The organism is Herbaspirillum huttiense (assembly GCF_004367745.1).
Classification (GTDB): Bacteria; Pseudomonadota; Gammaproteobacteria; order Burkholderiales; family Burkholderiaceae_D; genus Herbaspirillum; species Herbaspirillum huttiense.
On the sequence record NZ_CP037993.1, the window covers coordinates 1,819,328 to 1,832,214 of the forward strand.

The window sequence follows — 12,887 nt, forward strand, 5'->3', positions numbered from 1 at the left end:
GGGACGACGAAATTGTGCAGCGTCCCGGCCCCCCGCGGGTGGTCAGCGCTTTTCTTCCAGCGAGGTCACGGTCAGCGCACCATCGACCCGGTCAGCGGTGAAGCTGATCTTCTCGCCTTCGCGTGCCCGCGCCAGGATCTCGGGATCGGCCTTGAACACCATCGTCATGCCGCCCATCTGCAGATTGGGAATCTCCGCATGGCGGATGGTGAGCTTGCCCGTGCTGGTGTCGACCTTGCGGATTTCGCCGTCCACTTTGGGCGCATCACCCTGCGCGTGTGCCGCCAGCGCGGTCAAACAAAGGGCCGTGGTGAGGAGGAGGGAGCGCAACATGGTCTTTCCTTTCGTGAAGTCGTCAGCGACGCAAGGTCGCTGATCCAAAAACAATGATGTAAAAAGCTGATGACAGAGGTGCTCGATAAGTCATTTTGTCAATGATGCCCTTGATGCCCTCCCGGCTTGATGACCTCCAGCGTGGCTGGCGCAGCCGGGCCGGAAGGCGCGGCCCGCCGGGTCTCGGGCATCTCGCCCTGCCATTCCCGCGCCACCGTGCCGGCCGGTGCGCGATACCAGCCCGGATCCCGGTAATCATCCCGCGCCAGGTTGCGCCGGACCTTTACGGTGCTGAACATGCCACCCATCTCGATGGGGCCATACGGTCCGCGTCCGGTCATCATCGGCAGGGTGTTGTCGGGCAGGGGCATCTCCATCTCGCCCATCGATCCCCCCTTGTCACCCATGGCCATGTAGTCGGGAATGAGACGGCTGATCTTGCTGACGACCTTGGACTGGTCCACCCCGATCATGGTCGGCATGTCATGGCCCATGGCGTTCATGGTGTGATGCGCCTTGTGGCAATGCAGGGCCCAGTCGCCTTCTTCGGTGGCATCGAACTCGATGGCGCGCATCTGGCCCACCGCAATGTCGGTGGTGACCTCGGGCCAGCGCGCGGCGGGTGGCACCCAACCACCATCGGTGCCGGTCACGCTGAACTCGTGGCCGTGCAGGTGCAGCGGGTGATTGGTCATGGTGAGATTGCCCACGCGGATGCGCACGCGGTCGTTCTGCCGCACCACCAGCGGGTCGATGCCGGGGAAGGCCCGGCTGTTCCAGGTCCACAGGTTGAAGTCCAGCATGGTGCTGACCTTGGGCACCGAGGCCCCCGGCGCGATGTCGTAGGCATTCATCAGGAACACGAAATCCCGATCCACCCGCATGACGCCCGGATCCCTCGGGTGCGTCACCCAGAACCCCATCATGCCCATGGCCATCTGCACCATCTCGTCGGCATGCGGGTGATACATGAAGGTGCCGGCGCGTTTGGCGGTGAACTCATACACATAGGTCTTGCCCGGCGGGATGGCCGCTTGCGTCAGGCCCGATACGCCATCCATGCCATTGGGCAGGCGCTGTCCGTGCCAGTGCACCGAGGTCGCTTCGGGCAGCTTGTTTGTGACGAAGATGCGTACTTTGTCGCCTTCCACCACCTCGATGGTCGGGCCGGGGCTCTGGCCGTTGTAGCCCCACAGCCTGGCCTTCATGCCGGGCGCAATCTCGCGCTCCACGGCTTCGGCGATCAGGTGGAATTCCTTGACGCCGTTCTTCATGCGCCAGGGCAGGGTCCAGCCATTGAGCGTGACCACCGGCTGGTAAGGACGGCCAGTGGCGGGTTGCAGCGGGGGCTGCGTGGCGGCGCTGGTTTGCAGCGGGGCTTCAGGCAGACCGGCGGCACCGGCGCGGCTGACGGCACCGGCCGTTACGGCGAGCGCCGCGCCTTGCAGGAAGTGGCGGCGCGCTTTGTCGTTCGGGTTCATGGTTGCTTTCCTGGTTGGGGACGGCCGCCCAGCGCCTGTTGCAGGCTGGCGTCGGCGATCCAGAAATCACGCTGGGCATCGATGGCGGCATTGACCGTGGCCGCCTGTTCGCGCGCATCGGCCAGCAAGGCGAAGACGCTGATGAGCATGCCGTTGTAGCGCAGCAGATTTTCTTCGGCGATGCGCTGGCGCAGCGGCACCAGTTCATCGTGGTAGCGCCGGGCCAGCGCATAGGCATCCTGCCGCTCACGCCAGGCCAGGCGTGCCTGGGCGCGTGCATCGAGAAGAGCCGCAGCCAGCTTGTGCGCACCCTGCAGGTAGATGGCCTCGGCCTTGGCCGTGCGCGCCTCGCCCCAGTCGAAGAGCGGGATCTCCAACGAGATCTCGTAGCCGTTTTCATTGGGCTTGCCACTCTCGGTGGTGCGCACCGCGCCCAGGTCCAGCACGTTGATGAAGCGGGTGGCGCGGGTCAGTCCCAGCGAAGCTTGCAAGCCTTCCAGTTCGGTGCGGGCGGCCTGGACGTCGAGACGCTGCTGCAGGGCTTGCTGCTCGATGTCATCGACTGCCTCCAGCTGCCTGGGCAAGGGCGGCAATTGCGCCGGCAACGCGAAATCCGGTGCCAGCCCCAGCAGGCGGGCCAGCGTTTCCTTGTGCTGCGCCGCTTGTCGGCGCGCCTGCTGCAGGCTGGCCTGCGCCTGGCCATAGAAGAACTGCTCGCGCGCACCATCGAGCTGGCTGATATTGCCCAGCCGCGCCATCTGCGCCGCCAGTTCATGCGCCGCTTCGGCCGCATCGGCCACCTGCTCCTGATACTGCAAGCCCTGCTGCGCGGCCACCGCCTGGTAGTAGGCCTGGCGCGTCTGCGCTGCGAGCGCCAGTACGCGCGCGGCCAGCGACAGGCGCACCTGCTCGAAGCGCCGCTGTTCAATGCGCGCAGTCGTCGGCAGGGTGATGAGGCGCATCAGGCCCAGCGACAGGCTGCGCTCGATCTTGAGATCGTCGCCCGCATGGGTGCGCTTGAAGGAGAAACCGGGATTGGGCAGGCGGCCGCCTTGCACCAGGTCGGCCTCAGCCACGCCCAGTCCGGCGAAATCGGCCTGCAGATCCGGATTGTGGAGGAGGGCGATCTGCACCGCATCGTCGGCACTGGCCAGTCGCGTTGCACCGCCCGCAGGGTCGTGCAGCAAGGCGCGTACGCGCTCGCTGCTGGCCTGGGTCTGTTGCGGGCTGCGGTTCCAGGCCGGCGCCTGGCCCAGGCGTTGCTGGCTGGTCTGCTCGACCTGGCCGAAACCGCCATCCGGCGACAGCTGCGCACAGCCGGCCAGCAAGGCGCAGGCGGCCACGGCAGCGGCCCGCCAGGGACGTGAAACTTGGGGAATCATGGAATCCTCGTCTGATGATGATCGTCACGCCACGCGCGCACTGACGTCAGCGCGCACGAGGCTCAGGCGCACGCGAAGGTGCGCAGGGAAGGATCAGGCGAGGGCAGGGGGACGGTCGGGGTTTTCCGGCAGATAGCCGACGAAGCCGGAAGCCGGCAGCGCAATGAATTCGCGCGAGGGAAGATCAGGCGCAGGCGGTGCGCTCAAGGCCAGCGGCAACAGGCCACCGACGGTGCAGGCGGCGCAGAAGCTGCAGGAGGAATGCGTATGATGTGGCTGATGTTGTGTGTCGCTGGCATCAGCAGAGGTGATCTGTGTTGCCGCACCATGATCGGCATGATGGCCTTGATGGGCCTGCTGGTCATGCTGCATCTGATGCGCTTGCACTGCCGGCGCATGATGCTGTACCGCCTGCTGCTGCGACGGCGCGCAGGCCTGCAGCACGGCGGCGAAGCCCTGGACGGGAATCGCCAGCGCCAGCAGCCAGAGCAGGAGGAGTTTTGCGCGCAGCATCATGGGCGGCAGTATAGACCGGGGCCGTCCCTGCGATCAACCTGTACGGCCGGCCTCAGGCCGCGGCCTTGCGTTGGCGCAAGCCGCGCACCAGACGCAGGCCGTTGAAGACCACGATCAGGCTGGCCCCCATGTCGGCAAACACCGCCATCCACAGTGAACTCATGCCCACCAGCGCCAGCGTCAGGAACACCGCCTTGATGCCCAGCGCAATGCTGATGTTCTGCACCAGGACCGTATGGGCCTTGCGGCTCAGGCGAATGAAGTCGGGGATCTTGCGCAGGTCGTCATCCATCAGGGCCACGTCGGCCGTCTCCAGTGCGGTATCAGTGCCGGCCGCGCCCATGGCGAAGCCGATGTCGGCCCGCGCCAGTGCCGGGGCATCGTTGATGCCGTCGCCGACCATGCCCACACCGCGCACGCCATGGCGCGCACTGAGTGCTTCGATGGCCTTGAGCTTGTCTTCGGGCAGCTGGTCCCCGCGTGCATCGGCAATGCCGGTCTGGCTGGCAATGGCCTGTGCGGTATGGCTGTTGTCGCCGGTCAGCATGATGACCTCCACGCCCAGCGCGCGCAGCTCGGCCACCGCTTCCTTGCTGCTGGGACGCACGGTGTCGGCCACCGCCACCAGCAACTGCGGCTGGCCCTCGCGGCACAACACGGTGGTGGTCTTGCCCTGCTTCTCGAAGGCTTGCAGGCGCGCCTCCAGTTCCGGGCTGCACTGGCCCAGCTCGTGCACCAGGCGGTGATTGCCCAGATGAAGCAGTTGTCCGCCGATGCGCCCCTGCACGCCGCGTCCGGCCAGGGCGGAAAAGTCGCTCACCTCCAGCGTGACGATGTCTTCCTGATGCGCAATGGCGCGCGAGACCGGGTGGTCGGAGCGCGCCGCCAGCGAGACCGCCAGTTGCAGCAGCGCCTGTTGATCCGCCCCGGCCTGCAGCGAGACCACATCGGTCACGGCGGGCTTGCCGAAGGTTATCGTGCCGGTCTTGTCCAATGCCAGCGCGCGCAATTGGCGGCCTTGCTCCAGATAGACGCCGCCCTTGACGAGGATGCCATGCCGCGCCGCCGAGGCCAGTCCGCTGACGATGGTTACCGGCGTGGAGATCACCAGCGCGCAGGGGCAGGCGATCACCAGCAGGACCAGCGCCTTGTACAGCCACGGCTGGAAGGGCGCGCCCATCAGCAGCGGCGGCAACACGGCCACCAGCACAGCCATCAGCACCACCGCCGGGATGTAGTAGCGCGCAAAGTCGTCCACGAAGCGCTGGGTCGGGGCGCGCTGGCCCTGCGCCTGCTGCACGCTCTTGACGATGCGCGCTAGGGTCGAGTCGCCTTGCACCGCCGTCACGCGCATCTCGAAAGCGCCCTGTTCATTGATGGTGCCGGCAAAGACCGGGTCACCGGGCTGCTTCTGTACCGGTATGCTTTCCCCGGTGATGGGGGCCTGGTTGATGCTGGTGCTGCCTGACAGTACCAGGCCATCCAGCGGTACACGTTCCCCGGGGGCTACCCGTACAGTTTCATCCACTGTCACGGTACGGGCCGGTACAGTTGACCAGACACCGTCCGCGCCACGCCGGGTCGCCATGTCGGGCGTCATGGCCATCAGTCCGGCGATGGCGTTGCGGGCGCGGTCCAGCGACAGGGCTTCGATCATCTCGGCCAGGGTGAACAGCACGATCACCACTGCCGCTTCCGGCCACTGGCCGATGACCGCCGCGCCGATCACGGCCAGCGACATCAGGAAGTTCATGTTCAGCGAGAAGTTGCGCAGCGCAATCCAGCCCTTCTTGAGCGTGCCCAGGCCGCCCAGCAGGATGGCGGCAAGCGCCAGCGCAATCACCGGCAGGGAGCGCTCATCACCGCTGGTCCAGGCCAGCACCTCGGCCCCCAGCGCGGCTACGCCCGCCAGGCCCAGAAGCGCCCAGCGGCGCGCCGGGATGCGGTAGGCGGCGGCCTGGTCGGGGGCATCGCGGCCGGCTTCGGCGTCCAGTGAATCGGATTTCACGGCCGGCAGCATGTCCAGCGCCTTCAAGGTGTCCACCAGCGGGGCGATGGAGGGCAACTGGTGCTGCACCGTCAGCTCGCGCTGGATCAGGTTGAATTCCAGCGAGCCTACGCCGGACATCTGCGAGAGCCGTTCGCGGATCAGCTTTTCTTCGGTCGGGCAATCCATCTTCTGGATGAAGAAGACGGCTTCCTCGGTCTTGCCCTCCAGGTGCGCTGCGGGGATCGGGGCAGGGGCCGCTTCATTGCTGGCGCAGGCATGGCCGGAGCAGCAGCCCTGTGCTTGTTGTGCATGAGAATGACCATGCTCGTGCGCGTGCTCATGCGCGTGCTCATGCGCGTGCTTATGTGCGTGACCATGCGAATGGTCGTGATCGTGCTTGTGGGAATGTCCAGCCATTTGGGGCTCCTTGTGCAGCCAACAGATTTCAGGGGTATATTAAAAACCCTGAAGTAACTACAAGGTCAAGCGAGGATCCCATGGATACGTTGAAGATCGGCGAACTGGCCGCCCAGGCAGATTGCCCGGTAGAAACCATTCGTTATTACGAGAAGGAAGAGTTGCTGCCCGAGCCGACACGGTCACAGTCGAATTACCGGCTCTATGGCGCGCGCCACGTGGAGCGGCTGCAATTCATCCGCCATTGCCGTTCGCTGGACATGACGCTCGACGAAGTGCGCGAACTGCTGCGGCTGCGCGACGCGCCCGAGCAGAATTGCGGCGAAGTCAACGCGCTGCTGGACAAGCACATCGGCCACGTGGCCCAGCGCATCCTGCAGTTGCAGGCCCTGCAGGAGCAATTGCACCAGTTGCGCGCCCAGTGCGAGGTGGAACAGCCGGCGCGCGACTGCGGCATCCTGCAAGGATTGGCCAGCCTGCCCGACGACATGAAGCCGGCCAATCTCGGCAGCCATGGGGGTGGCTGCCACTGAAGTCCACGTTCAGGCCGGGCGCGCCAGCCAGGCCAGCACTTCCTCGACGACTTCCTCCGGCTTTTCGCGCTGGGGAAAATGCCCGGCCCCCGGGATGAGCACGCGGCGGTAGGCGGCCCCGAAGTAGGGCTCGCGGTCTTCCGAGGTCGACGGATGATTGGCGCCATCCTCAGTGCCATGCAGCACCAGCGTGGGCACCATGATGCGCGGTGTGTCCTGCAATTTGGCTTCGAGCGCCGCATAGGCAGGATCGCCCTCGGCAAAGCCCCAGCGATGCCGGTAGGAATGCACGCAGATCTCGGCCCAGTCGGGATTGTCGAAGGAGGCGGCGGTATTGGCGAATTCGCTCTCGGCAAATTTCCAGGAAGGTGACCAGGTATTCCACATGAAGCGCGCGAAGCCACGGCGGTCCTCGCGCAGCTCGGTTTCGCCGCGCGGGGTGGCGAAGAACCAGTGGTACCAGTAATTGCGCGATTGCTGCAGCGACAGCCGCTGCCCCGGCGTATTGGTGCCCCAGCCCACCGAGAGGGCGATGCAATGGGCGATGCGTTCGGGGGTCTGCGAGGCGGCGATATAGGCGGCCCGTGCACCCCAGTCGTGGCCGATGACGGAGTAGCGCTCCAGGCCCAGGGCATCGGCAAAGGCCATCAGGTCGCTGCCCAGCGCGGCCAGCTGGCCGCTGCGGGGTGTCGATTCAGAAAGGAAGCGGGTCGGGCCGTAGCCGCGCAGGTAGGGCCGGATCACGCGGTAGCCGGCCGCCCGCAGCGGACGCAGGAAGGCGTCCCAGGTGCGCACGTCGTCCGGCCAGCCATGCAGCAGGATCACGGCGGGGGCCTCTGGGGGGCCGCTGGTTTCAAAGCCGATGCGCAGTGTGTCGGTCTCGATGAAAGTCAGGTGATTGCTCTGTGGCATGTCGGACGGCCCCCCGTGATTTGCTGTTGTTGGTACTAGCTGGATAACGTAATTTTTAGTGATATATGAAGGGTAATTATCATCGCAAGTCGGGATGCGTGCTGCGAGCCATGCATTTTTCATGCAGGTGAAGGATTTCACCGTTTTTCCAGGATCGCTTCCATCATCCACGCCGTCTGCGCAGCGCTGTCGCCACAGGATGGATGAGGCGCACCTCCGCTCAAGTGCCGTTGCAGGTTGGCCACGTGGTATTGCTGGATGTGTTCCGGATTGGGGATGGCCAGTTCCACGCGTTCTGCCGGCGTGGTCAGCACCAGCGGCTGCTCCTCGAAGATGGAAAATTCCAGCTTGCCCGCACTGCCCGTAATCTCCACCCGGTCCGCCCGTTCAAAGCTGCCGAAGTGCCAGCTGCCGCTGCCGGTGATGCCACTGTGATAGCGCCAGCTGGCCGCCACCGCATCCTTGGCGCTGTAGATCCCTTGCTGGTTGGCGCTGGTCCCGGTCACCTGCGCCACGTCGCCGAAGAAGTGCGAGAACAGGTTCAAGCCATGGCTGGCAAGATCATCGAAGTAGCCGCCCGGTGCAATGCGGGCATCGGTGCGCCAGCGGTAGCGCCCCTGCAGGTCATCCGGATGCGGGGTGCGTGCCAGTTGCCAGTGCACGTGGCGGGGCGTGCCGATGCGGCCCTCCTGCAGCCATTGGCGCAACTGCTCGAAACGCGGCAGCGAGCGCCGGTAATAGGCCACGAACAGCGGTTGTTGCGCCGCCTCGAAGGCATCGAGCATCTGCAGGCATTCGGCATGGCTGGGGGCCATCGGCTTTTCGACGCAGCAGGGTTTGCCGGCGGCGGCGACCTTCAAGGCATAGTGCAGGTGCGTATCGGGCGGGGTGGCGATGTAGACGGCATCGATGCCGGGATCGCCGATGAGCGCATCGGCATCGTCGAACCAGCGCGGCACGCCGTGGCGCTGCGCGTAGTCGGCGGCCAGGGCGGCGTCGCGGCGCATGACGGCGGCCAGTTCGAAACCGGGCGTGCTGCGATAGGCCGGACCGCTTTTCTTTTCGGTGACGGCACCGCAGCCGATGATGCCCCAGCGCAGCACGCTCATGCCTGCGACTCCGCGTGGGCGCAGCAGTCCGGCTGCGCACCGAGGGCATCGAGAATGGGGCAGTCGGGGCGATGGTCGCCATGGCAGTCCTGCACCAGGCGTTCCAGCGTGCCCTTCATGGTCTGCAGTTCGCGGATGCGCTGCTCCAGTTCGCCAATGTGGGTCTGGGCCAGCTGCTTGACCTTGCGGCTGGAGCGCGACTGGTCCAGCCACAGCCCGATCAGGTCGCTCACCTGGGCCATGGAAAACCCCAGTTGCCGGGCCTGGCGGATGAAGCGCAGCAGGTGCACGTCGCGCTCGGCATAGACGCGGTAGCCGGCATCGGTGCGGCCGACCTTGGGGATCAGGCCCGTTTCTTCATAATGGCGAATCATCTTGGCCGAGACACCCGAGGCAGTAGCGGCTTCTCCGATATTCATGTTCACTTCTCCATTTTTGCGGGGCCATGCGGACGCCAGCGGCGCAGCAGCAGGGCATTGCTGACCACGCTCACGCTGGAAAACGCCATCGCTGCCCCGGCCAGCATCGGGTTGAGCAGGCCCAGCGCGGCCAGCGGAATCCCGACCAGGTTGTAGATGAAGGCCCAGAACAGGTTCTGGCGAATCTTGCCGTAGGTGCGGCGCGAGATGTCGATGGCGTCTGCCGCCAGGCCGGGATCGCCATGCATCAGCGTGATGCCGGCAGCCTGCATGGCCACGTCGGTGCCGGTGGACATGGCGATGCCCACATCGGCGGCGGCCAGCGCCGGGGCATCGTTGACGCCATCGCCGACCATGGCCACGACATGCGCGCCGTTGTCGCGCAGGGCAGCGACCGCTTCGGCCTTGTCGCCGGGCAGCACTTCGGCGCGCACATCCTGGATGCCCAGGGCTGCGGCCACCTGTTGTGCGGCTCCCCGGTTGTCGCCACTGAGCATGGCGGTGCGGATACCCAAGGCATGCAGGGTGGCGATGGCTTGCTGCGCGCCGGGCTTGATCTCGTCGCCGAAGGCCAGCAGGCCCAGGATGCGCACATGGCCCGCCTCACGTTCGGCCAGCCACGACAGGGTACGGCCCTGCGCCTGCAACTGGTCCGCACGCGCTTGCAGGGCCGGGGCGCTGGCCTGCAATTGCTGCATCCAGCGGCTGCTGCCCAGGCAGAGGGTGCGGCCATCGACATGCCCTTCGATGCCCAGCCCGGCCACGCTGCGCACCTGGGCAGCTTGCGGGATCGCCAGGCCCGGGCGTGCGGCAGCCGCCTCCAGCACGGCCCGCGCCAGCGGGTGTTCGCTGCGGGCTTGCAGGGCGGCGGCCAGGGCCAGCAAGGCATCGTCCCGGTCCTCTGCGGCAGCATCAGAGGCTTGCAGTTCAGTCAGGCGCGGACGGCCCACGGTGAGCGTGCCGGTCTTGTCGAAGGCGATCACGTCGACCCGATGCGCGATCTCCAGCGCCTGCGCATCCTTGATGAGGATGCCGTGGCGTGCTGCCACGCCGGTGCCGGCCATGATGGCCGTGGGCGTGGCCAGGCCCAGTGCGCAAGGGCAGGCGATCACCATCACCGCCACCGCATTGAGCAGGGCCTGTTGCCAGTCGCCCGCCACCAGGCCCCAGCCGAGGAAGGTCAGGACCGACAGCAGCAGCACCGCAGGCACGAAGACCGCGCTGACCTTGTCCACCAGGCGCTGGATCGGCGCCTTGGCCGCCTGCGCCTGTTCCACCATGCGCACGATGCGCGCCAGCATGGTTTCGGCACCGATGGCGGTGGCTTCGAAGACCAGCACGCCTTCCGCATTGATGGCACCGGCGGCCATACGGTCGCCGGCTTGCCTGGCTTGCGGGCGGCTCTCGCCGGTCAGCAGGGCTTCATCCAGATGGCTGCGGCCCTCCTTGACGATGCCATCGACCGGGACCCGCTCGCCGGGACGCAGCACCACCAGGTCACCCACGCGCACCTGGGCCAGCGGGACCTCGATGTCTTGTCCGTCGCGGCGCACGCGGGCACGGTCGGGGCGCAGCGCATTGAGGGCGGCGATGGCGTCGGCCGTCTGGCGCTTGGCGCGGCCTTCCAGCCATTTGCCCAGTAGCACCAGGGTGATGACCACGGCCGAGCTTTCAAAATAGAGATGCGGCATGGCCATGGCGTGCTCGCCCATGTCCGGCATGCTCAGCCATTGCCAGACCGATAGCCCGTAAGCTGCACTGGTGCCCAGCGCCACCAGCAGATCCATGTTGCCCGAACGCGCGCGCAGCGCGCCCCATCCGGCGTGATAGAAACGCCAGCCCAGCCAGAACTGCACGGGCGTGGCCAGCAGCCATTGCCACAGCGGGGGCAGGCTCCAGCTGATGCCCAGCGGGGCCAGCAGCATGGGCAGCAAGAGCGGCAGCGACAGCGCGGCCGAGACGGCCACCGGCCACCAGCTTGGCAGCTGTTTCTTGGCGCTGGCCGGCGCGGCGGTTTCTTCAGGGATGTGCTGGTGCGCCTGATAGCCGGCCTTCTCGATGGCGGCAATCAGGGCAGCCGGGGCCACGGGTGCGGCCGTGGCGATGCTGGCGCGTTCGGTGGCGAGGTTGACGCTGACTTCGGTTACACCGGGGATTTTCTTGAGCGCCTTTTCCACGCGCATCACGCAGGAGGCACAGCTCATGCCTTCGATATCGAGGCTGATCTCGGCGGCAGCAGGGGAGGAAGAGGGCATGGCAACGACTCCGGAAGGATGGATCAAGGCCTGCATCATCATCCTTCCCATGATGGCAAGGTCAAGCCCGATTGTCGCATGGATGCACAAAGCTGCGCTTGACCTTGCCGTGGTGGGAAGGTTTAAGCTTCCGTCATTGACTTCATTTCATGAAAGGAAACGCCATGAGCACCACCTTCACCGTCAACGACATGACCTGCAACCACTGTGCAGGCGTCATCACCAAGGCTGTCAAGGACGTGGACGCCAATGCCAAGGTCGATATTGCAGTGGCCGACAAGCGCGTGGTCATCGACAGCAGCCTGCCCGCGCAACAGTTTGCCGAGGCCATCGAGGAAGCGGGCTATACCCCGGTCGCAGCCTGAGCAGCTACTTGCTGAGCAATCGCATCGCGCCCTCCAGCCCATCCATGGTCAGCGGGAACATCCGGTTGTTCATGAGCTGGCGGATCAGTGCGATCGATTGCCGGTATTGCCACAGGCCTTCCGGCTCGGGATTGAGCCAGACGAAATGTGGAAAGGTACTGGTGAAGCGCTGCAGCCACTCTGCACCCGCCTCCGTATTGTTGTATTCCACCGAACCGCCCGGCTGCACGATTTCGTAAGGACTCATGGTGGCATCGCCCACGAAGATGAGCTTGGTGTCCGGCGTGTACTTGCGCAGCACATCCCAGGTCGGGAAACGCTCGGCGTGGCGGCGGCGGTTGTTCTTCCACAGGTAGTCATACACGCAGTTGTGGAAGTAGAAGAATTCCATGTTCTTGAACTCGGTCCGTGCGGCCGAGAACAATTCTTCGGTGCGGGCGATGTGGTCATCCATCGATCCGCCCACATCGAAGAGCATCAACACCTTGATCTTGTTCTTCCGCTCGGGCTGCATGCGGATGTCGAGGTAGCCGGCATTGCTGGCGGTGGCGCGGATGGTGTCGTCCAGCGCCAGCTCTTCGTCCAGTCCTTCACGCGCAAAGCGGCGCAGGCGGCGCAGCGCCACCTTGATGTTGCGCGTGCCCAGTTCGCGTTCGCCGTCGTAGTCCTTGTATTCGCGTTCTTCCCACACCTTCACCGCGCTGCGCTGGCCGCCTTTGCCGCCGATGCGGATGCCCTCGGGGTTGAAGCCGCCGTGGCCGAAGGGAGAAACCCCGCCGGTACCGATCCACTTGCTGCCGCCTTCGTGGCGTTCCTTCTGTTCTTCCAGCAGTTGCTTGAGGCGATCCATGAGCTTGTCGTAACCGAACTTCTCGATGGCGGCCTTCTGCTCGGGCGTGAGGTCGCGCTGCAATTGCTTGACCAGCCATTCCAGCGGAATCTCCGGCCGCTTCTCGAAGATCGTTTCTATGCCCTTGAAGTAGGCTCCGAAGGCACGGTCGAACTTGTCGAAGTGCGCCTCGTCCTTCACCAGCGTGAGGCGCGAGAGAAAGTAGAACTCATCCAGCGAAGGGGAAATGACCTGCTTGTCCATCGCCTCCAGGAGGGTCAGGAATTCCTTGATCGAGGCCGGTACGCCAGCCTGCTTCACGGTGTAGAAGAAATCGATGAGCATG

The 12,887-nt window shown here is 65.5% G+C and carries 12 protein-coding genes; 2 read left to right on the forward strand and 10 right to left on the reverse strand.

The features are described from left to right. Nucleotides 1-42 precede the first annotated feature (42 nt). The 5 genes from E2K99_RS08055 to E2K99_RS08075 form a co-directional block, all read right to left on the reverse strand. Nucleotides 43-333, reverse strand: a complete 291-nt coding sequence (locus tag E2K99_RS08055) for a copper-binding protein (RefSeq protein ID WP_134221903.1) — start codon at nucleotides 331-333, stop codon at nucleotides 43-45. A gap of 98 nt (nucleotides 334-431) precedes the next feature. Next, entirely contained in the window at nucleotides 432-1,814 is a 1,383-nt protein-coding gene (locus E2K99_RS08060) for a multicopper oxidase family protein (RefSeq protein WP_134221904.1), read from the reverse strand. Further along, complete coding sequence (locus E2K99_RS08065; RefSeq protein ID WP_134221905.1) at nucleotides 1,811-3,196, reverse strand: TolC family protein; 1,386 nt, start codon at nucleotides 3,194-3,196, stop codon at nucleotides 1,811-1,813. Before E2K99_RS08065 ends, E2K99_RS08060 begins: the two co-directional genes overlap by 4 nt. 93 nt (nucleotides 3,197-3,289) lie before the next feature. Further along, complete coding sequence (locus E2K99_RS08070) at nucleotides 3,290-3,712, reverse strand: hypothetical protein (protein ID WP_134221906.1); 423 nt, start codon at nucleotides 3,710-3,712, stop codon at nucleotides 3,290-3,292. Nucleotides 3,713-3,764: 52 nt separating this feature from the next. Next, nucleotides 3,765-6,119: a heavy metal translocating P-type ATPase gene (locus tag E2K99_RS08075; protein ID WP_134221907.1), complete on the reverse strand. Its 2,355-nt coding sequence runs from the start codon at nucleotides 6,117-6,119 to the stop codon at nucleotides 3,765-3,767. Between the two features lie 80 nt (nucleotides 6,120-6,199). On the opposite strand from E2K99_RS08075, the gene cadR reads away from it, so the two are divergent. Continuing rightward, a complete protein-coding gene (gene cadR, locus E2K99_RS08080) occupies nucleotides 6,200-6,652 on the forward strand; it encodes a Cd(II)/Pb(II)-responsive transcriptional regulator (protein WP_121038792.1) in 453 nt (150 codons plus the stop codon). A 9-nt stretch (nucleotides 6,653-6,661) separates the two neighbouring features. On the opposite strand, the gene E2K99_RS08085 is transcribed toward cadR, so the two are convergent. From E2K99_RS08085 to E2K99_RS08100, 4 genes are all read right to left on the reverse strand, one after another. After that, entirely contained in the window at nucleotides 6,662-7,564 is a 903-nt protein-coding gene (locus E2K99_RS08085) for an alpha/beta fold hydrolase (RefSeq protein WP_134221908.1), read from the reverse strand. A 137-nt stretch (nucleotides 7,565-7,701) separates the two neighbouring features. Continuing rightward, nucleotides 7,702-8,673 carry a Gfo/Idh/MocA family protein gene (locus E2K99_RS08090; RefSeq protein WP_134221909.1) on the reverse strand — a complete coding sequence of 324 codons (972 nt, stop codon included), beginning with the start codon at nucleotides 8,671-8,673 and terminating at the stop codon, nucleotides 7,702-7,704. Next, nucleotides 8,670-9,092, reverse strand: a complete 423-nt coding sequence (gene cueR / locus E2K99_RS08095) for a Cu(I)-responsive transcriptional regulator (protein ID WP_134221910.1) — start codon at nucleotides 9,090-9,092, stop codon at nucleotides 8,670-8,672. The genes E2K99_RS08090 and cueR overlap by 4 nt, the downstream gene beginning before the upstream one ends. A gap of 2 nt (nucleotides 9,093-9,094) precedes the next feature. Beyond that, nucleotides 9,095-11,347: a heavy metal translocating P-type ATPase gene (locus E2K99_RS08100; RefSeq protein WP_134221911.1), complete on the reverse strand. Its 2,253-nt coding sequence runs from the start codon at nucleotides 11,345-11,347 to the stop codon at nucleotides 9,095-9,097. 164 nt (nucleotides 11,348-11,511) lie between these two features. Here E2K99_RS08100 and E2K99_RS08105 point away from each other — a divergent pair, with 164 nt between their 5' ends. Further along, nucleotides 11,512-11,712, forward strand: coding sequence for a heavy-metal-associated domain-containing protein (locus E2K99_RS08105; RefSeq protein ID WP_039787609.1), 201 nt, complete (start codon nucleotides 11,512-11,514; stop codon nucleotides 11,710-11,712). 4 nt (nucleotides 11,713-11,716) lie between these two features. On the opposite strand, the gene E2K99_RS08110 is transcribed toward E2K99_RS08105, so the two are convergent. After that, nucleotides 11,717-12,886 (reverse strand): vWA domain-containing protein, encoded by a 1,170-nt coding sequence (locus tag E2K99_RS08110; protein ID WP_134221912.1) that lies wholly within the window; start codon nucleotides 12,884-12,886, stop codon nucleotides 11,717-11,719. Nucleotide 12,887: the final 1 nt, after the last annotated feature.